General features: G+C 32.3%; 21 protein-coding genes. 5 read left to right on the top strand and 16 right to left on the bottom strand.

Features of this window, described 5'->3' with window-relative positions; translation table 11 throughout:
* Window positions 1-191: 191 nt before the first annotated feature.
* The gene (locus tag GKZ86_RS09080; protein ID WP_154782797.1) at window positions 192-785 is read right to left on the bottom strand and encodes a TetR/AcrR family transcriptional regulator; all 594 of its coding nucleotides are present in this window, start codon (window positions 783-785) and stop codon (window positions 192-194) included.
* Between the two features lie 414 nt (window positions 786-1199).
* On the opposite strand from GKZ86_RS09080, the gene gnd reads away from it, so the two are divergent.
* The 4 genes from gnd to GKZ86_RS09060 all read left to right on the top strand — a co-directional run bounded on the left by gnd (window position 1200) and on the right by GKZ86_RS09060 (window position 5465).
* Complete coding sequence (gene gnd / locus GKZ86_RS09075) at window positions 1200-2099, top strand: phosphogluconate dehydrogenase (NAD(+)-dependent, decarboxylating) (RefSeq protein WP_154782796.1); 900 nt, start codon at window positions 1200-1202, stop codon at window positions 2097-2099.
* Between the two features lie 71 nt (window positions 2100-2170).
* Entirely contained in the window at window positions 2171-3490 is a 1320-nt protein-coding gene (locus GKZ86_RS09070; RefSeq protein ID WP_154782795.1) for a gluconate:H+ symporter, read from the top strand.
* Entirely contained in the window at window positions 3478-4914 is a 1437-nt protein-coding gene (locus tag GKZ86_RS09065; RefSeq protein ID WP_154782794.1) for a gluconokinase, read from the top strand. Before GKZ86_RS09070 ends, GKZ86_RS09065 begins: the two co-directional genes overlap by 13 nt.
* Before the next feature lie 107 nt (window positions 4915-5021).
* The gene (locus GKZ86_RS09060) at window positions 5022-5465 is read left to right on the top strand and encodes a cupin domain-containing protein (RefSeq protein ID WP_154782793.1); all 444 of its coding nucleotides are present in this window, start codon (window positions 5022-5024) and stop codon (window positions 5463-5465) included.
* Between the two features lie 15 nt (window positions 5466-5480).
* On the opposite strand, the gene GKZ86_RS09055 is transcribed toward GKZ86_RS09060, so the two are convergent.
* A complete protein-coding gene (locus GKZ86_RS09055) occupies window positions 5481-5906 on the bottom strand; it encodes a response regulator (RefSeq protein ID WP_154782792.1) in 426 nt (141 codons plus the stop codon).
* A gap of 138 nt (window positions 5907-6044) precedes the next feature.
* Window positions 6045-6380: a hypothetical protein gene (locus tag GKZ86_RS09050; protein WP_154782791.1), complete on the bottom strand. Its 336-nt coding sequence runs from the start codon at window positions 6378-6380 to the stop codon at window positions 6045-6047.
* Between the two features lie 342 nt (window positions 6381-6722).
* Between GKZ86_RS09050 and GKZ86_RS09045 the strand changes: the two genes are divergently transcribed.
* Entirely contained in the window at window positions 6723-6956 is a 234-nt protein-coding gene (locus GKZ86_RS09045) for a hypothetical protein (RefSeq protein ID WP_154782790.1), read from the top strand.
* A 66-nt stretch (window positions 6957-7022) separates the two neighbouring features.
* Here GKZ86_RS09045 and GKZ86_RS09040 read toward each other — a convergent pair whose 3' ends face one another.
* From GKZ86_RS09040 to GKZ86_RS08980, 13 genes are all read right to left on the bottom strand, one after another.
* Window positions 7023-7622, bottom strand: coding sequence for a hypothetical protein (locus GKZ86_RS09040; protein ID WP_154782789.1), 600 nt, complete (start codon window positions 7620-7622; stop codon window positions 7023-7025).
* A gap of 24 nt (window positions 7623-7646) precedes the next feature.
* Window positions 7647-8051, bottom strand: a complete 405-nt coding sequence (locus tag GKZ86_RS09035) for a VOC family protein (protein WP_154782788.1) — start codon at window positions 8049-8051, stop codon at window positions 7647-7649.
* A 543-nt stretch (window positions 8052-8594) separates the two neighbouring features.
* Complete coding sequence (locus GKZ86_RS09030; RefSeq protein ID WP_154782787.1) at window positions 8595-9362, bottom strand: hypothetical protein; 768 nt, start codon at window positions 9360-9362, stop codon at window positions 8595-8597.
* 384 nt (window positions 9363-9746) lie between these two features.
* Window positions 9747-10454, bottom strand: a complete 708-nt coding sequence (locus tag GKZ86_RS09025) for a hypothetical protein (protein WP_154782786.1) — start codon at window positions 10452-10454, stop codon at window positions 9747-9749.
* Window positions 10433-11305 carry a hypothetical protein gene (locus GKZ86_RS09020; RefSeq protein ID WP_154782785.1) on the bottom strand — a complete coding sequence of 291 codons (873 nt, stop codon included), beginning with the start codon at window positions 11303-11305 and terminating at the stop codon, window positions 10433-10435. Before GKZ86_RS09020 ends, GKZ86_RS09025 begins: the two co-directional genes overlap by 22 nt.
* A gap of 264 nt (window positions 11306-11569) precedes the next feature.
* Window positions 11570-12244, bottom strand: a complete 675-nt coding sequence (locus GKZ86_RS09015; RefSeq protein ID WP_154782784.1) for a hypothetical protein — start codon at window positions 12242-12244, stop codon at window positions 11570-11572.
* A gap of 16 nt (window positions 12245-12260) precedes the next feature.
* The gene (locus GKZ86_RS09010; protein ID WP_154782783.1) at window positions 12261-13124 is read right to left on the bottom strand and encodes a hypothetical protein; all 864 of its coding nucleotides are present in this window, start codon (window positions 13122-13124) and stop codon (window positions 12261-12263) included.
* Window positions 13108-13278: a hypothetical protein gene (locus GKZ86_RS09005; RefSeq protein WP_154782782.1), complete on the bottom strand. Its 171-nt coding sequence runs from the start codon at window positions 13276-13278 to the stop codon at window positions 13108-13110. The genes GKZ86_RS09010 and GKZ86_RS09005 overlap by 17 nt, the downstream gene beginning before the upstream one ends.
* Window positions 13279-13284: 6 nt before the next feature.
* A complete protein-coding gene (locus GKZ86_RS09000) occupies window positions 13285-15069 on the bottom strand; it encodes a type VI secretion system Vgr family protein (protein ID WP_154782781.1) in 1785 nt (594 codons plus the stop codon).
* A 10-nt stretch (window positions 15070-15079) separates the two neighbouring features.
* A complete protein-coding gene (locus GKZ86_RS08995) occupies window positions 15080-15556 on the bottom strand; it encodes a hypothetical protein (RefSeq protein ID WP_154782780.1) in 477 nt (158 codons plus the stop codon).
* Window positions 15557-16027: 471 nt separating this feature from the next.
* The gene (locus GKZ86_RS08990) at window positions 16028-16459 is read right to left on the bottom strand and encodes a VOC family protein (RefSeq protein ID WP_154782779.1); all 432 of its coding nucleotides are present in this window, start codon (window positions 16457-16459) and stop codon (window positions 16028-16030) included.
* A 495-nt stretch (window positions 16460-16954) separates the two neighbouring features.
* Entirely contained in the window at window positions 16955-18040 is a 1086-nt protein-coding gene (locus tag GKZ86_RS08985; RefSeq protein ID WP_154782778.1) for an efflux RND transporter periplasmic adaptor subunit, read from the bottom strand.
* Complete coding sequence (locus tag GKZ86_RS08980; RefSeq protein ID WP_154782777.1) at window positions 18030-21314, bottom strand: efflux RND transporter permease subunit; 3285 nt, start codon at window positions 21312-21314, stop codon at window positions 18030-18032. Before GKZ86_RS08980 ends, GKZ86_RS08985 begins: the two co-directional genes overlap by 11 nt.
* Between the last annotated feature and the right edge of the window lie 6 nt (window positions 21315-21320).

Raw genomic sequence — 21320 nt, 5'->3', positions numbered from 1 at the left:
TGCAAAAATTCATATAATTATGCCTTCCAATTAAGTATTTATAATCGGTATTAAATTATTTATCACTGTTAAGTAAAATAGTAAAAAAAAGTGCTATGTTACTTTATTTATGCTGGGAAGTAATATGCAAAAGTACTTTTATATTACTCTATTAAATCATTTATCACTGTTAAGTAATTATGAAATTTTTTTTATTGTATTGATTTTATGATTCCTCCAATCGCATCTTTTAAGATTTGATTGTTTATGGTTTCCATAATTTCACTTCTGTTGATGATATTAATAGCGATCAAACCATGAATAACAGAAAAGAAAGTAAAATACTTTTGTTTAATTACTTCAGCACTCGGATTGCTCTTTTTCATAATTTCAGCAATCACCGAAGTAAATAATTTATAAGGCGCTTCTGCAGCAGAGCATTGTTGCGAACAACAGTTCATTTGCACACCAAACATAACCTGATACATTTCAGTATCTGTAAAAGCAAAATCCCAATAAGCCATCCACATAGCTTCCAGTTGATCTTCCGGTTTTTCAAATCTTCCTCTGGCTTCCTGAAGCTCTTTAGATAATTTAATAAACCCTTTACCGGTTAGTTCATTTAAAATAGCATCCTTATTAGAAAAATATTCGTAGATAATAGGAGCAGTGTATTCAATCTTGTCAGCAATCTTTCTCATACTCAGACCTTGCCATCCTTCTTCTTTGACGATAGCATAAGCAGCCTCAAGAATGTTACTTCTTGTCTCTTCTTTTTGTCTTAAAATACGATCTTTACTTGCCATTTTTAATGAGTATTAAATTGTTTAACACTGTTAGGCAAATGTATGGCGGTTTTTCTAATTATACTATAATTCTATTATAATATTTTCTTATTGTACCATAAGGTATCTTATAAAAGCTTCTGAAGCCTTTATTTATAAGGAAATTAGGTTTATGTTTTTATAATAGAAAGATTGTTTTTTAATTTTTTATTGCCTTTTTTCTTCCTGCCAGGTATAGATTTTAGATACCTGAAGGCTTCTTCACCATCATAAAAGCATCTTAGTTTTGGCTAGTGCAGACAAGAAAACTCATTTCTAATGTTTTTTATAGCGGCTTTCAATCAAATTTTATTATTTAAAATATTAAATTCAAAATGACGAAATTAAAAGTAAAGAAAGTAATATTTTTACGAAGCAAACTGTAAAATAAAAACAATGCAAATAGGAATAATCGGATTAGGGAAAATGGGATTTAATCTCGCATTAAATTTAAAACGAAATAATTATCAGGTTGTGGCACAGGACGTCAATACTGAATTTGTGTCAAAAATTGGTAATGAAGGAATTGAAACCGCTCTTTCTGTTAAAGAATTATGCGAAAAATTACTGGAACGAAAAGTTATTTGGTTAATGGTTCCGGCGGGAGAAATAGTAGATTCCGTAATTACTTCTTTACTGCCTTATTTGTCAAAAAACGATATTATTATTGATGGAGGAAACTCTAATTATAAAGACTCGAAACGTCGATATGCACTTCTTAAAGAGCAGGGAATTAATTTTTTAGACTGTGGAACTTCAGGAGGAACCTCAGGAGCTTTAAACGGTGCCTGTACCATGATAGGCGGAGATGCTGATGTTTTTGAGTATGTGGCTGAAGTTTTTAAGGATATTTCTGTTGAAAACGGATCTTTATATACCGGTGAAGCGGGAAGTGGTCATTTTACTAAAATGGTACACAACGGTATCGAATATGGTATGATGCAGTCTATTGCAGAAGGCTTTGAAGTTTTTGAGCATTCAGAATTTGATATTGATTTTCAAAAAACTGCAAAACTATTCAACCATGGTTCTGTGGTGCGAAGCTGGTTAATGGAACTTACGGAAAGTGCTTTTTCAAAAGATGCAAAACTAGACGGTATAAAAGGTATTATGCATTCTTCAGGAGAAGGAAAATGGACATTGGAAACAGCTTTAGATTTAGGTGTTCCAACTCCCGTAATTGCCCTTTCAATAATGATGCGTTATCGCTCTCAAATGTCAGATACATTTTCAGGAAAAGTGGTGGCCGCACTTCGAAACGAGTTTGGAGGACATGCTGTAGAAAAAAATGAATAATAAAATCTTTCATCAGGAAGATTTTATAAAGTTCGTTTGGAATACTTATTAATCCTTAATATTCAAATTTCATGTCCCTACTGATTCTGATTGCCGGTATTCTTTTATTATTGATTCTTATTTCTGCTGTTAAGCTCAATGCGTTTATTTCCTTAATTATTGCCGCTTTTTTTGTTGGAATTTCCAAGCAAATGAATTTTCCGGATTTAATTAATTCCATTCAGCAAGGAATAGGAAGTACGTTAGGCTCTTTAATTTTGATTATTGCATTTGGAGTTATATTAGGAAATTTGCTTTCAGACAGCGGCGCTGCCCAGCGTATAAGTTCAGTCATGATTCGGTCATTTGGCATCAGGCATATTAAATGGGCAATGGTTATTACCGGTTTCTCTGTTGGAATTTCGATGTTCTATAATGCAGGGTTTATCATTTTGATTCCGATGATTTTTGCTGTAGCCAAAAGTACCAGACAACCCATCATTTATTTGGGCATTGCAATGGCTTCAGCACTTTCTATCACGCATGGTTTTTTGCCTCCGCATCCCGGGCCAACAGCAATTGCAGTGATTTTTAAAGCAGATATTGGTAAAACGTTACTCTATGGGATTTTGGTTGCACTTCCTGCACTTTTTGTTGCCGGCATTGTTTTTCCTGAATTTATAAAAAAAATAAAAGCATTTCCTCCAAAAGGATTATTTGACAGTAAAACTTTCACAGAAGCCGAAATGCCTTCTTTTGCAATTAGTATTCTGACTGCATTAGTTCCGGTATTTTTAATGGCAGCTGCCACATTTAGTGAATTACTATTGCCTGAAACAAACACTTTGCGTTCAGTATTGCTTTTTATCGGAAATCCAACCACGTCAATGTTAATCGCAATACTTTTTGCACTACTTACATTAGGAATTTTTCGTGGCCGCAAAATGCAGGATATCATGGATAAGTCGGGTAATGCTTTAAGTTCTGCTACGATGATCATTCTAATCATTGGCGCTGGAGGAGCTTTTAAACAAGTATTAATAGATAGCGGAATAGGAACAGATTTGAGTGCGTTTTTCGAAAGTTCATCGCTTTCTCCATTATTGTTAGGCTGGCTCATTGCTACAATAATTAGGATTGCATTAGGATCTGCTACCGTTGCCGGATTAACTGCAGCAGGTATTGTACAACCGCTGGTAATTGCCTCTGGTGTAAGTCCGGAATTGATGGTTCTTTCTATAGGTGCCGGAAGTTTAATGTGTTCTCATGTAAACGATACCGGATTTTGGATGTTTAAAGAATATTTTGGCATAAGTGTTTCAGATACTTTTAAAACCTGGACAATTATGGAAACAATTATTGGAGTAATGGGATTAATTGGCGTATTGGTTTTAAACTTATGGATCAAATAAAAGAAATGGAATCATTGTATATAGGAATTGACATTGGAACCACGGCCACAAAAGCAGTCTGTTTTGACAAGCAGGGAAATGTGATCCGTCAAATTTCTATGGCGTATGAAATGTATCATCCCAAACCGGAGTGGAGTGTTCAAAACCCGCATGAGATTCTGCTAACCGTAAAAGAGTGCATTACCGAAATCACAAAAGATATTAAGCCTCAGTTTATTAGTTTTAGTTCGGCTATGCAAAGTATTATCGCAATTGATGAAACCGGGAAACCATTAACAGACGCTATTTTATGGGCAGACAACAGAGCTGCTGTAATTGTCGAAAAGATTAAAAATTCTGATAAAGAGAAAAATTTTTATCAAAAAACAGGAATTCCGATTCATCCTTTTTCTCCGATGGCCAAAATTGCATGGTTCAAAGAATTTGATCCTGAAATTTTTTCCCGAACTTTTAAATTCATCAGTATCAAAGAATATGTATGGCATCATCTTACCAATGAATATTATACAGATACTTCAATGGCTTCGGGAACCGGATTATTAAACATTCATACGTTACAATGGGATGCAGAAATTTTAGATTTCTTAAATATAAAACGGCATCAATTATCAGCAATTTGTGAGGTCACGCATCAATGCAAAGGAATTTCAGATGATTTTCTGTATGTAATTGGTGGTGGCGATGGCGCTTTAGCCAATCTCGGAACAGGCGCCATGAACAAAGGCTGTATTGCCTTAACAATTGGTACGAGCGGCGCAGTACGATTGCCTATTGATAAACCTTATCTCGACGAACAAATGCGTACGCAATGTTACCATTTGATGAATGACCAATATCTTACGTTAGGAGCTGTAAACAATGGCGCAATCATTTTGCAGTGGCTCCGTGACGCTTTGTTAAAAACAGATCAGTCTTTTGAAGTTCTTTTTGAAGAAGCCGAAAAAATTCCTGCGGGTTCTGAAGGTTTGCTTTTTGTACCTTATTTACTTGGAGAAAGAGCGCCTATTTGGGATGCCTCAGCACAAGGAGCGCTTTTAGGCATGCACATAACACACACGCAGGCACATTTGGTACGCGCAACTTTAGAAGGAATTTTATTTGGATTGTTTCAAATCACTAAAATTTTGCTTCCTGATCCTGAAAAAAGAAAACAAATCAAAGTAATGGCCAGTGGTGGATTTGGGAAAAGTGAACTTTGGCTACAAATGACAGCAGATATTTTTCAGATGCAGGTTGAAACCTCACAAACAATCGAAGGATCTTCCTGGGGCGCTGTCCTGATAGGGTTAAAATCTCAGGGCGAAGAGATAATAAGCGAAAACAAAATCGGAAAAACCTATTTTCCGAATGTAGCAAACAAAAGTGTTTATGACGTTTCTTTTAAAAAGTTTAAAAAAGTGTATCCTTTATTGAAAGATTTTTAAAAACAAATTATGATTTAAGTTTGTCAAAGAAATACAACTTTCTTAGCTCACTTTTAAAATATAATATTCAACAGCCTCCATTTTTTCGTAACATTACAATAAAAAAAATGAAAACAACAACCCTTATAAGAACTGTAATTGCTATTTTATTCTTTCAGCAATTTGCTTTTTCTCAAGAAGTAAAAAAAGAGACAAACGCAACCGATAAAAAATATACCATCGAAAATTGTGTCAATCACTTTGAGTTAGAGAAAGCGACAAAAACCAAAGTAGGTTATCAATATTGGTTTGCCAATAAAGATTTTACTCAGGAAAATACGCTCAAAATGAGTATTGTAGAACCTGGAAAATCAACACATGCGCCGCATCATCACGTTGAAGAAGAGTTTTTCTATATTCTCGAAGGAACAGCTCAATTTTATCTTGACGGAAAAACTGCCGTTGCAGGACCAAATACCAGTTTTTATTGCCCGTCAAATGTTGAACACGGAATTAGTAATGTTGGTGATACTACTTTGAAGTATTTGGTGATTAAGAAAGATTTGAAATAATTGTAACTTTAAATTCTATTTTACATAGTTTGGAGATACACATGCTTCCCAATAACTTACAATTGTTTTAATTGTTTCTTTTATTTCGGCATAACTTGATGGTTTCACGAAAAAGCCCTGAATAGATTTTGAATACGCATCTATAACGTGCCTTTGTTCTGCACTTGTAGAAAAGAACAAATACGGAATTGATTTAAGTCTTAAATCTTCATTTTGATGAATTTTTTCCCGTAGTTCTATACCGCTTAGTTTTGGCATATTTATGTCAGAGAAAATGATAAAAGGCTCAATTTCTGTTGATGTTAGATAGCTTAATGCTTTTTCGCCATCGTCAAAAAAGATGACCTCATTTTTATAATTCAGTTCTTTAAAAACTTCACTCAAAATATCCTGATCATCTAAATCATCTTCAATTATAATAATAGGTCCGCCTTTGTTCATAGTGTTTCTTATAAAGGTAGTTTATTTAATTCAGTTGGCAACTTTAATATAACCTGAGTGTTGAAAGTGCCAATAACTTCTATCCAGACTGAAATACCAGAACTAAAGCACTGTATAACTTTATATTGCAATTCATATTCAAAAAGTATATTGTTCAAAATAATCAACTGCCATTGCAACGACTTCTTCTTTCGTTGTTAGACTATACTTAATATCGTCGTTTGGAGCATAAAAATGATCAAACTCCAAATTATGTTCGTTTTCAATTAAGTGAAACGATTTTAGAATGGTCAACCAATGATTTTCGTTTTGATCTTTAAAGCAAAATAAAAGATTATCAGATGCAATAAATATAGTTCCGTTATTATTGTCGAGAATTGAAGTGTATTTGCAACTTAGATAATTGCCTAGAATTGTAATATTTGAAGCATAATTTTTAGATAGTAACTCGTTGATTTTTTGAGTGGTTAGCATAATAAAAATATTTAAAATTTGAGGTTAGTACGTAAATATAAGACTGCCAATTTTAATTGTTTTGCCACTAAAAGTTTTTATTGTGTCAAAATAAGGCATTTTTAAAAAGAGTAATAATTATAGCTGCAGATTCGGAATGAGATTTAAAAAATTACAATTATACATAAGTAAAAGCTTGTTAATATTGAATAGTTTTAATAAATTCGCTGTTCTTAAATCTTCACATTAAAACAAAATAGAATTTGCCCTTGTGGTATGATGATAGTATTGAAAGTAACAAATATTACTTTTAATGACGAACATCTTTACGAACATGGGTTTAATATCACTAAAATGTAAGATATGAGTACAAACACCCTTTCAAAAGAAGCCGAAACAAGGCTACTGCATTTTTTCAACGACACCATAGATCCCAAAAGTATGGCTAAAGCAATTAGACACATAAATTATGTGCTGACTTTAGGCATTATGAGCGAAGATGAAATGCTTCAAAACGAAGTAACAAACTTAAGAAACAGCTTTTTTTGGCTGAACGAATTAGCCGAAACTTTAAATCCTTATTTGGATGTAGAATAGAGTTTTTTAATTGATAATAAAAAAGAAACCTCGATTTTGATAAAATCGAGGTTTTCTAATGATTATTTATTTTGAATTTTCAGCTATTTTACTTTTGATTACGACTATTAATTTACTTTTTATCAAATAATATATTCCAACAAAAAGCAAAAACACCATAATTTTAATCAATAATGCAAGAAAAAAATTAGAGGGATAAATATCTAAATCGTGATACATTGTCCATGAGCTTGGCAAGTAATCACGATGGAAAATAGTAATAAATATTATAAATCGTTCTATTGAAACAATAAGTACAAAGCTAAATATTATTCTCAACAAAGCATTTTTGCTAACTTTTTTAAACCGCAATAATTGTGTAACGGCAAACCATAGAATTGGCTGTAACCAAATTCCAATCCAGTATTTTCCAAACATTCTGTTGATCAAATCGCTTTTTTCTTCGGGATTACTTTCTGCATAAAAAACAAAAATTCCAATTATCCAGACAGCAAAATAAATTACGCCAGCCAAAGAAATAAATTTAACTGCTTCTTCATCTATTTTGTACAGAATTGGTTTCTTTATAAAAATAGAAACAACTAGATATAAAAATGAATACAAACCAAATGCTGTAAAAAAGTCTACCGTTATTATTCGAAGAAGTAATAAAATGTTTTCGCTCATGAGTTTTTTTATGTATTTAGGTTTCTATTCTTTTTGAAATTTACTAAGATCCATAAAAATAAAATCCCATGTATGTCCATCAAGATCTTCAATTCTTCTCAATTGCATAAATCCTTCATCAATCATTTCAATTGGTTCTTTTCCGCCTGCTTTTAAGCCAAGATCAATAATTTCGTTAATTCTGTCAACGCTTTCAACATGAAGTGTATAATATGCACCCATTACAGTTTTTGTATCAGGAATGGCTTTTTTGCTGTAACCTGCAAATTTTTCATGTGACATAGGCATTACAGATATTTCTTCGCTCCAAATCATACATTTTTGATGATCATCTGAAAATAAAGGTTTGTTTGTGAAACCCAATTGAAGATAGAAGTTCATAGAATTTTCTATGTTTTCAACAGGTAAATTGATAAATATTTGCTTCATTTTTACTTTGATGTAGGATGATTAATTTATTGTTTTTCTGTTTTAAAAGATTAACCGATTTATATTGAAGTCCAGCAATAATTCATTACGATCAAAAAGAATAAATTATAAACTGTAAAAAATATATAAATAAATTTCTTTTGTGTTTTGAACATGTAAACACTCAGTAAGATGAATAAAATAAAAAAAACCGAAAAAATTTTGCGTGTAGTTTTACCAATGTAATATACTTCTATAATAGGCAAATTAACTTTATAAATTACATCCAAAATCGAATATAGTAACGGCAAAATTAACCCAATATAAAGAAGCCATTTAAAGATTTTTATCATAATTATATTTTCTTTTTTTGAGTGAGTTTGTAAAGGATTTTTATATTTATTTCTTTTTAAGAAAGCTTTTTAGAATTTGATTTTACCACTCGCAGGTGTGAATTCGGAAACATACGTACAGTGTTTGCGGATGAACTCTTCGGAGATCGGGATTAGAAACAGCAATTTGTTAACGAATGACGCACTTACGAGAGCGAGTGCGATCATCATTTTATTCGTTTGACTTCGAAATCTGATTTAGTAGTTTTTTGATTTCTGAATCTGTTGAATATTTTTCGAAAATTACTTCTAAATCTCTTCCATTATAAAATGAATTATATCCAATTTTTGATAATATTTCTCTAATTATTGATTCCTTGTAAACATAATTTAATTTATATTTTTTTTGAATTTTATCCCTATTTGCATTATCAAAGAGAATTATCTCTTGAAGATATTTTTTAACATCATTCAACTGCATTAAATTTATATTCTTTTTCTTTGTCTCCATTTCTACACCTAAATTATCGTAGAGACCAATTCCAATAAAATTAGTTTGCACTTCATTTAAAAACTGTTCCGCTATATCCTTACTGGTAAAATTAGAGTCAAGCGAATAAATTGCCATCGCTAATTTTTTATTTATTGAATCAGATTTAAAAGTTAATATCTTATATGAAATTTGTTTTCCGGTAACTTCTGATTTATCTCCATGCAAATCACTTTTGTCAACAAATTTTGTTTCAGAAACAACGTATGAAAAAGTATTGTTATCAAATAATTTTGTTTCAATTTTAAACAATCCTTCGTATGGATAATTTGATTTTTCACTTAAATCGAATTTCTGCTTTGTTAAAATTATAGAATCGTTTTTAATAATTATTTTTAAAAATTTATTTCTAACTGGTGTGTACCATTCTCCAATAATTTTGGGTTGTCCAAATATTGTTAAAGTAGTAAGTAATAATAAAAAAGTTAAATGTATTGCCTTTATTTTCATCCTTTAAAGTGTTTTTCTATGTTGTCGCACAACTTTTTAGATATAAAAAAACCTTCATCAATTTACCCAAAATTGGATATAATCAAGAAAGTTTGTTTCATTTATTCTTCTCAAATGTATTTATTTTTTTCTTACAAATTGGTAAGAGAAATTTTATTTTAGAACAATTAATTTATTTTGCAATTCTAAAAGCTAGCACGAGCGTCTCGCTCGTGAACGCAATCAAAATCAACAATATGGATATCAGCTCTCGTAATATTTTTTCGAAAAAGTGTTACGAGATTTATTGTATTACAAGTTACACTCTTTGTGTTCATGAACGAGACGCTCGCGCCAGCAGTGGGAAAAAGATAAAACCAATAATAATATTTTTAATTTTTTCATTTAGTCAAAATAATATACTTCATATATGTAACCTGAGTACCAATCTTCTTTTATAGGATAAGAAGTAGAACTCATTAAGTAATTTGTGAAAATTTCATAATCACTTTTTGTGTCAGAGTAAAAAAATCTAGTCTTGTAATTATCAATTAGAAATTGTGTAGCATATTTTTCTCCTTCCTTAGCATCTTTTATTAATGGTTCTATAGAAACTTTGATTCCGTTATAATAATTAATAATTTTTTTTCTACTTGTTAGATCAGGCATTTTATTCTGAGTTTTATCAAAAAACTCTATAGATATATCTTTGTAAAACAAAGAATCATTCCTAAAAAGATAAGTTATAATTCTATTATTCAATTCATTTTTAAGGTAGTCAGTATTTTTTCTTTTTTTAATTGAATCTTCACTATAAAAATTCCATAATTGAGTTGGACATATTTTTCCATTTTCCATTTTTTCTGGTTTTACATTGGAGTACATGTCGTATTTAATTAAACAACGTATAGTATCATCAACTTTATCTTCATCATCTAATATTACAGTATATGAATATTTATAAAAACCATTCTTTTCTAACTCTTCCTGTGTTATAGGCTTAGTCAAAAAGTGATTAATTGTATCTTTTTTACTACATGTTGTAGATATAAATGTAATCAGCAAAACGCCTATAATTCTAATCTTAAATATTATTTTAGTACGAATCCACATTCTTCTAATTCTTTTAATGTATCTCTATTTTCTTGCTCAGGCTTACCTTTTGTTCTCTGAGGAGATACATAGCCATTTGTATTTTCTCTTTTATATTTTTGAATTCTTGTTTTATTATCCAAATAAACAGGTCCAGCAATAGGATACGTATATTCTGCAAGACTAAATTGTGATTCAGCACTTAATGCCATACCCAAAATTTTCATTGCTGCATCAGCAATTACAGGAGCTTTTCCTGATACAAAACCAACAGAAGATTCTCCTATACCTAAAAGACTTAATTTATTATTTAACTCATCACGGTTTGCTGTAACTTTTAAGTTAGTATAATTTACATCGGTACGTCGGTTACAAAGCGATGCCTGAGCAATATATTCGTGAAACTTTTTTAATAGATAAATTTTTCCGTTTCTAAAGGTTACTGTTTTGTTTTTGATAACATGATCGTGTAACTCTTTGGCATCTATACACGCTTCTTTTTGTTTTCTAATTTTAAATGAAGAATCCAAAATATGCCTATTTTTAGATTGATCGTAAATGAGTCTAAATTGGGTCATTATTTTTTCTCCTTTTATTATTTCTCCTTTATTATCCAAATAAATGGTTAAGGCACTTAAATAACAATTTCTTGGGGTTTTATTTATATTATCATTCTTTTCTGAATCGGTAAAACATTTATTGAGTTCTAAAGAAGTTAATGCAGTTACACAATGCAATAATCCATCAGAATCAATTGTCATGTTTAAACTTTGTGTATAATATGCTCTTGACAAATCTCTATATTGATATTCCTCCCAAGGCTCTGGAATTATTTCCGGCTCATAATTGCCCAGACTAATTGATGTTCCCATTTTTTATAATTTTATTTGTACTGTATAAATCTATATTACCATAAGTAGCAATTAACGTTATCGTTTCTGCTGTTTTTTCTATTTCCCATGCTTATGCGAGTGTCTCACTCGTGAACGCAATTTAAATTAAGAATTACGATATTTCTTTAGACATCTTTTGATAAACTATTAATAGATTTACTTTATTGTTATCATTATTTATATTCACGACTGAGGCAATCGCGCCAGAGTGGGGAAAAAATATATACTTTAAATTAACAAATCTTACTTAACTGGATTACCATAAGTTGTTCTTCCACCATACCAATCTTCTAAAATATTGTAATTATAATTATTCTTATAATTTGTAAACATTTCATAAGAACTATCTTTATCGTTATAATAAATTATTGTTCTATAATTATCAATCATAAATAAAGTCGTATATTTTTCTGTACTAATATTTTTTTCAAAAAATGGCTTTATAGAAATTTTTAAACTGTCATAGTATTTTATGATTTTCTCTTTTGTAGTTAAATCAGCTATTCTTTTTGTTGTTTTATCAAGGGATTTTATAATAATGCTTTTATATGATAGAGTATTATTTATAAAAACATATGTTATAATTCTGTTGTTTAAATCATTTTTAAGATAATCTATGTTTCTCTTTTTTTTAATTGAATCTTTACGAAAGAAATTCCATAATTGTGTCGGATATAATTTACCTTCTGCATTTTTTTCAGGTTTTACATTTGAATACATATCATATTTTACGTTACATCTGATAGTATCATCAACTTTATCTTGATCATCTAATATTACTAAATAGGAATACTTATAAAAACCATTGCTTTCCAATACTTGTGGATTTATGGGTTTAGTTAGGTAATGATTAATTGTATCTGTGTTGTGACAGGATATAGCTCCAAGAGCTAAAAATAGTATTGGTAAAAATTTCATATTATTATTATTATTATTATTTTATATTCAATCCAATTTCTTCCAATTCTTCTAGAATATCTCTCTTTTCTTCATGAGGGATGCCTTGTAGTTTTTGAGAAGATATATATCCATTATGATTTTCTCTTTTGTAATTTTGAATCACAGTTTTATTATCAAGATAAACTGGTCCATTTATAGGAAAAGTATATTCTGCAAGATTAAATTGTGGTTCTGTACTTAACGCCAAACCTAAAATTTTCATTGCCGTTTCAGCAATTACCGGCGCTTTTCCTGATACAAAACCAACAGAAGACTCGGCTATTCCCAAAAGACTTAGCTTTTTATTTAGCTCATCTCGATTTCCTGTAACTTTTAGATTGGTATAATTTACATCAGTACGACGATTACAAATAGAGGCTTGTATAATATATTCATGAAATTTTTTTAAAGAATATATTTTTCCATTTCTAAAAGTAATCTGCTTGTTTTTTATTACATGATTATGAAGTTCCTTTTTATCAACACATAACTCCATTTGCTTTCTTACCTTAAATGATGAATCTAAAATATGCTCTCCATTATTAGATTTCAGTTTAAATTGTGTAAGCACTTTTTCTCCTTTAATTATTCTGCCTTTATTGTCCATATAAATAGTTAAAGCACTTAAATAACAATTTCTTGCAGTTGTAGATAAATATTCTCCTTTTTCTACTGGATCAGTATAACATTTATTCAATTCTAAAGACGTTAAAGCTGTTATACAATGAAATAATCCATTGATTCTTATTGAAATACTTTGCGTATAATATGCTCTTGACAAATCTCTATATTGATATTCTTCCCAAGGTTCTGGTATTTTTTCTGGCTCGTAATCCCCAAGACTAATTGATGTTCCCATTTTTTATAATTTTATTTGTACTGTATAATTCTATATTTCCATAAGTAGCAACCAATTTTATGGTTTCTGCTGTTTTTTCTATTTCACCTGCTATTATAACATGCCTTGTGTTTATTTTAAGGATGCTGTTTCTTGCTCGTTTAATTATTGCCATATCTAATTAATTAAAATTGCTTTTCTCTCCGCTGTTGGCGTGAATCGTTTTTGAAGCTTTGAATGTCATGTCTCCATTTGTAGCATTCATGTTTATTTTCTCTGCTGTCTCAATATGTTCTGCAGCGTTTATCGTGATTTTTTCATCAATAATTTCTATTTTTTCATCGCCGTTTTCAAGTAGTCTGCCAGCAGCAGTAATGTTTATATCATTTTCAGCCTCTTGTATGATGTTAGTTCCTGCTTTAAAAGTTATACTTTCCGTTGCTTCAAAAACGATATTCTTTGCACGTACTGTAAAAGTTTCGGGAGTAGTGGCATTTATATTTTTATTCTCTTCATCCAAATGAATTTCATTCCCACTCGGGTCAGAAAGCCAAATTCCTACTTTCTCAACGAACTTGAACAATTGACCAAATTTCAGTTTCCATCCTTTAATCATGTTTTTAGAATCAAAAAATTCAGGTTTGGCTTTTCCGTTATAATGCGATGCTAAAACATACGGGCAATCGATATTACTGCCTTCAAAATCAACCAATACTTCATCGCCAATTTCAGGCGTCCAGTAAATTCCTCTTGCGTCTCCTGAATATTGTTGCGCTACGCGCATCCATTCACTTTTTGTGCTTCCGGCTCCCCAATAAAAATCGACTTTTATGCGTCCTAATCCTTCGGGGTCATTGTTGTCAAATACTTTGGCAGACTGGCTTTGTGCAATGGCAAATGCATTTACATTGGTATAATGCGGTGCGGCAACATCAGCAGGAATGGCTTTGAATTCACATTTGTAATTTCCGTGAACTTGCGAGTGGTGAATCACTTCAATAGCAAGAAGTTCATGTTCTACGGTTTGATCCTGAATGGTAAAAACCTGCCCCACGCCAATAGGCAAATAAGATATTCCGGTATAAAAAACACTATTGGCATCTCGACTTGCGGTTTGCAGTTTGGACAATTCTGCAATTTCTGTTGCATTTTGCGCCTGATTGGTATAGGCGCCAATATTTAGATTGGGTTGAGAAACCGAGGCTTGCCTGTCTAAAATAATCCTTGAGAAACTATCAACGCTTCCTGTATTGGTTTTGGCTTCTGAGGCTGTAATATTGCTGGCAGTATTATAATCATAGCCTCCAAAAGAGGTTTTATGGGAAACTAAATTGGTTTCAATACCAAATTCATGAAGTGAAGCCCCGTTGATTAGTTTTACTTTACTGGTTTTGGTTTGTCCCAATTGTATGCGCATTCCGTCAAAATAAAACCATTGTCCGTAACGGGCAGAAAGACGTTTTAAGAAATCAAAACTGGTTTCGTTGTATTGCGGTTTGTAATCGAAAATTTTGATGTAAGTAGGTTCAATGGCATCTCTTTGATAAAATTCTCCGGCAGTTTCTTCGGCAAAAATATTCAGTGCTATTTCCTGTAGGTTGCGGTCCAGAAAAGTTCTGGATTTTTTCATGTCATCGAGTAAAACCGTGTGACTTATTCCTTTTACATGTAAACCAACCGGACTTCCGTTTACATCAACCGATTTAAGTTTGGTGATGATTCCTTTAGACATTAATTTAATGCCGCCGTTTAGGCTTTTAAAAGTAAAAATAACTTCCCTTCCTTCATATTTACGAACGGCTGCTGCCTGGTCTGCTGGTTTAATAACTGCTTTTCCTGTATACTGCCATACAAACGAAAAATAATGATGATCCATCATTATTTGAGATAACTCTAAATCGTAGTACACAACGGTTTGCGTAAATTCGTCAATCGTTATATGAACTTGTTCTGAGAAATTTGACATAATTTTATTGTTAGTTAGATGATATGTAAGCTTCGATTTCCTTGTACGAAGATGATTTAAATTTTATTTCAGATAATTTATAGCTGTATTTTGTTCCGTTTATCATCTCCTGAAAATGACAGACTCTCCAGTTTACCTTAAGTCCATAATAAGGGATGATAAATTTTTCAAAATAGGAGACAGCCATTTCTATCACATTTTCTTTTGTGGTGAAACAATGTTTTACACCATCACTTCGAGTAATGCTGTCACCTAAATTTGGATAAATTTTTGTACCGTTTACATACACTTCTTTTGGGATTGTTGACCAGCTGTTGTGATCTTTATCTTTAAAAGAAAATAGAAAATCGTCTTGTATCGTAAATAAGGTTTCTGAGTTAGAATCTAAAAGAAGAGTGTTTTTATTTTTCTCATAATTACCATAAATTGTAATATGAGAATTATACTTTTGAGTTAATAATTTAATGAGTTTATCTTTGGTCTGCATAATCACTATTTTTATTAAACGAAATCGATTTAGTAAATTTAGGTTTACGTAGTTCAATTTATTAACTAGTAAAAGTTTTAGTAATAACAGAATAAGACATTTTTGAGTGAAGTCTTTTAATTTTAGAGGAAGGGTAAATTTCTAAGAAAAAAAAGGTTAGTATTTATGATAATACATGTTAACAGAACTTTTGATGTATAGTATTCCGTTGTTTCTATTTTTATCAAAAAAAATAATTTCTTATAAATACAATATTGTTAATCCTAAATAGAAGAAAAATAATTTTTTGTAAATTCCCAACGTGAGCGTCTCGCTCGTGAACGCAATCAAAATCAACAATACTATATCCACTCTATAAATATCTTTTCGGCAAAACCGTTACTAGATTTTATTTTATAGAAGTTACCACTCTTTGTGTTCAAAAGTGAGACGCTGAAACTAGCAGAGAAAGTACCTAACAAACATCTCGTCTCATATATTTTTCGGGTCAAAATCTATCATCCACTGAACACCAAATTTGTCTGAAAACATTCCAAAATAATTACCCCACGGACTGTAACCTATTGGCATTTCGATTGTACCGCCATTAGAAAGTCCGATGAACAATTTAACGGCTTCTTCCTGACTTTCAACACTAATAAAAACCGTATATCTGTTGTCTTTTTCCATTACTTGTCCCATGCTTGTTAATGTGTCACTTGCCATTAACGAATTGCCTTTACCAATAGGCAAAACAATATGCATAATTCTGTTAGAATCATTTTCCGGAATAGGATACTGATCGCTTGAGATGTCTTCGTATCGGGAAATCTTTGAAAAATCACCACCAAAAACAGATTTGTAAAATGTAAATGCTTCTTCGGCATTTCCGTTGAAGTGAATGTAAGGATTAATAATTGCCATAATATTTATTTTAAAATTATTAATTAAGAAACTGATCGGTTGCAAATATATATGCAACTATTTGGTTTCGCAAATTTTTTAATGAGTATTTTAAAAATAATTTCAGCAAGTACTTGATATCTAGGATTTTTGTGAATTAAAGGGGAAATTATAGATTAATATTTAAAATCAAGTTTAGTTTTCAAAAGCCTTCTTGCGAAGCTTCGTAACGCTCAGAACAACAATAATGTTTATATAAAATAATTTTAAAACTTAGCGCCTCTGCGTCTTTGCGAGAAAATTTCGACAGCTGATAAAATACCTACAAGGTTAGAAAAAAACCTTGCAGGATACTTGAAACCAAAAACCTGAAACAAAAAAAAGGGCAGCACATTATCAGAGTGCTGCCCTTTAAGGCAAATTGATTTGCATGTTAAATCAGTAATGATCTAAGATGCCGCATTTAATAATTGCGTACAGTTTTTGGTAATCACTAAAATGAAGGCTAAACGCAGGTTATTCGTTTATGATATCGCCTTCCTTAGTTTCTTCACTGGCAATTTTTACCAGTTTATCTTTCAGGTTCAAATCGCCAAAGATTTCTACTTTATCGTCGATTTCTCTTCCTTTTTTAACGTCAACTCTTGTAGCTTTATGATTTACAACTTTAATTACAAAAGTACCTTCAGCTGAGCTTACAAGTGCAGATTTTGGGATTACAAAAGTGCTGTCTTTTGCGTTAAGCGGTAATAAAACTTCAGCTACCATTCCAGGCAATAAATTCCCTTTGTTTTGCACATCCATTTCGACTCTTTCAGATCTTAATTTCAAATCTAAAGCGCCTGACATTCTTGTAATTTTAGCTTTAAAAGTATCAGGTAATGATTTTACATTAAAACTCATTTCATCGCCATTATGCAAATATCCTGTGTACAATTCAGGAACAGAAACCGCTAAACGCAATTTGTTTTGTTGCTGAATCGTTAATAAAGGCAAATCAGAACCTTTTCCTGCAGGACCAACAAACGTTCCTAAATTCACGTTTCTTGCCGCTACAATTCCGTCAAACGGAGCACGAATTTCAAGATATCCTCTCATAATCGAAACTTCTTTATGACCAGCAACCGCCGCCTGATATTGTGCGTAATCTGAGTTTTTCTTTCCGCTTGCCATTTCTAAATCATTTTTAGAAATTGTTCCTTCTACTTTGCTGGTTTCATACAAACGGTTGTAAGTGCTTTTGCTTGTTGCATAAATAGCTTCCATCGATTTTAATCTGGATTCGGCAGCAGCCAATTGAGAACTGATTTCAGGCGCTTCCAATACAATTAAAAGTTGTCCTTTAGTTACCTTAGAACCAATATCTACTTTTAAAACTTTTACGAAACTGCTTACTTTAGCGTATAAATCTACTTGTTGAAAACCAGTTAATTCTGCCGGTAAACGCAATTCTGTCGTTAGTTTTTCTTTCTCTAAAAGAAAAGTTTCAGTTTTAGGTTCTAATTCTGCCGTAACAGGTTCTTCTTTTTTAGAATTACAACTGTTAAGGAAAAATACCGCTACAAAAAGTAACGCGATCGATTGTATAATTTTATTTTTCATTTTCTGATTTTAATGATGAGATATAATGGATGCTTTCTTCGTCTTCAGGATCTAAAGAAATAGATTGTGTTGTGGTATGTTCCTGAGCCCATGCAAAGATAAGTGGCAGGATTAGTAATACGGCAAAAGTCGAAAATAATAATCCACCAATTACGGCTCTACCCAACGGAGAAACCTGATCGCCACCTTCGCCGTGACCAATTGCCATTGGCAACATTCCGGCAATCATCGCAACCGAAGTCATGATAATCGGACGAAGACGTAACGCCGCAGCTTCACGCGCAGACTCTAGCGCATTGCCATTTATTTTTCGTAATTGTTCCGCATTTGTGACCAGTAAAACGGCATTTGCAATCGAAACCCCAACCGACATAATGATTCCCATATACGATTGTAAGTTTAATGTTGATCCTGTAATCGTAAGCATTAATAACGCTCCTAAAACTACCGCAGGAACCGTTGTTAAAATTACCAGCGAAACCTTGAACGATTGAAAATTAGCGGCTAACATTAAGAAGATTACGAAGATGGCAACCAATAATCCAACCTGTAAACTACTTAATGTTTCGCTCAATACTTTACTTAAACCAATTGGAGATATAAACAAACCACGTGGTAATTCTCCCAATGAATTAATTGTTGCATCAACATCTTTTACTGCCGTGCCCAAATCGACCTGGCTAATATTGGCTGTAACGGTAATGTATGGCATAGCCCCTAAATTGTCATTTTCACCACTTACATATCCGGGTGTAATTTTGGCAACATCACTTAAAACAGGACGAAGCGAATTTTTTAATACCGGAATTTCTCCAATATCTGTTTTGCTTTTCATTTTGTTCAAAGGCACTTGTACCTGAACGTTGTATGATAATCCGGCTCTTTCATCGACCCAGGTATTTTTCTCTGTATATCTTGAAGATGAAGTCGAAGCTACAAGCGATCTCGAAATATCATTCATATCAACGCCCAATTCAGCAGCACGGGTTCTGTCAATATCAATATTCATTGCAGGATAATGAATTGGCTGACCAATTTGTACGTCTCTGAAATAAGAGAATTTCTTTAATTTCTCTACAATTTGATTGGCGTATAATTCATTTCGTTTTTTGTCTTTTCCGGCAATACGAACTTCAATTGGAGTAGGAGAACCCTGGCTCAACACTTTATCAGTAAGTTCGATTGGCTCAAAAGAAAGTTTAACGTCTGGTAAAACCTTTTTAATTCGGGCTCTAAAGTCATCTTTAAAGTCATCCATATCCACGTGATATTCTTTTAAACTCACCTGGAAAACAGCTTCATGAGAACCTGCCATGAACAAATAAATCGGGTTAATCGAGAACAACGACGGGTGTTGACCAACATATACAGACGAAATTCCGATATGTTCCTTACCAACCATTTTTTGTAATTCTTTTAAAACAATAACCGCTTTTTCTTCAGTTCGTTCTAAACGGGTTCCATCAGGAGCACGCATTCTTAATTGAAACTGACTTGAATTTACTTTAGGAAAAACATCTTTTCCAATAAATGATATAAACACCACGGCAAGAATTGTAATTCCGATAAGATAAACTAAAGCTGTTATTTTTTTATAAGGGAATAAACGATCTAAAGTTCTCATAAAACGGATTCTGAATCGCTCGAAAGCGCCAATTTTTCCGTTACTGTCTGTATCATCTTTTTCTACGTATGCTTTTTTCTGCGTGATCAGGTGTTTTTCAGATTCAGGCGTTAAACCGCAAGCTTCAAACTCTGCTTCATCATCTGTAATATTTGGTGCATGTTCGTGTTTTTCATGTCCTTTCATTAACCAGTTTGCCATTACAGGCACAAAAGTCTGAGAAAGTAAAAATGAAATTACCATCGAGAACCCAATTGCTAAAGCCAAAGGCAAAAACAACGCTCCGGGAATACCAACCATCGTAAATGCGGGAGCAAAAACGGCAAGTATACAAAGTAAGATCAATAATTTTGGCAAAGCAATTTCCTGACACGCATCCCAAATGGCGAGCGCCTTGGGTTTTCCCATATCAAGATGCTGGTGAATATTTTCGATCGTAACCGTACTTTCATCCACCAAAATACCAATTGCAAGAGCTAATCCTGAAAGAGACATTAAGTTGATCGTTTGTCCGAATAATTTCAGAAATAAAACTCCTGAAATAATCGAAATCGGAATAGTTAAGATTACAATTAATGCTGCACGTCTGTCTCCAAGGAAAAGTAAAACCATTAATCCCGTTAAAACCGCACCAATAATTCCCTCAGTAATTAAACTTTTAACCGAATTAATTACATAAACAGACTGGTCAAATTCATAAGATAATTTTACATCTTCAGGAAGTGTACTTTGAATTTTAGGTAATTCAGCTTTTAATTTCTGAACCACATCCCAAGTCGATGCATCTCCGGCTTTTGCAATACTAATATAAACAGAACGTTTTCCGTTTACCAAAGCATAACCGGCAGTAATATCTGCACCATCTTTTACAGTAGCAACATCACCAAGTTTTAAGTTTTGAACACTTCCTTTAAATAACGGAATATTCTCAAAATCTTTAACTTCTTTAATCGTATTATTAGTTGGTGTAATGTAGTTTATATCGCCCATTCTAACATTTCCTGATGGAGCCGTTTGGTTGTTGATACGAATTGCCTCAACAACCTGATCCGGTGTCATATTGTGCGAACGCAATAAATCAGGATCTACGTTAACCTCAATAGTTCTTGGGCTTCCGCCGAAAGGTGCCGGAGATAATAAACCGGGAATTGAAGTAAACGAAGCACGAACATAAACGTTGGCTAAATCCTGTAATTCGTTATTTGATCTGATTTTACTACTCAAAACCAATTGTCCGATTGGAAGAGAAGATGCATCAAAACGAATGATAAACGGAGGCTGGGTTCCCGGAGGAAATGCCGCCTGAATCCTGTTCGAAAGTGAACTTAATTCGGCTGCAGCCTGCGCCATATTTGTGTTTTCATAATAGGTTAATTTCATGATCATTAACCCTTGAATATTTTTGGTTTCTACCGATTTTACACCATTGGCAAAAGGTAAAATGTTGACATAAGTCTTAGCAAAATAAGCTTCCATCTGGTCTGGCGTATAACCTCCAAACGGATGCGCAATATAGATAACCGGTAAGTTCATTTTTGGTAAAATATCTACCTTAATGTCCTTGATGGCACCAATTCCGAAGAAAAATAGACCCGCAACCAATACTAATATGGAGATGGGTTTGCGGAGTGCAAAACGTATTAAATTCATTGGGAT

Source organism: Flavobacterium sp. LC2016-13, assembly GCF_009707955.1.
Taxonomy (GTDB): domain Bacteria; phylum Bacteroidota; class Bacteroidia; order Flavobacteriales; family Flavobacteriaceae; genus Flavobacterium.
This window is presented reverse-complemented; position numbering and strand designations above follow the sequence as displayed.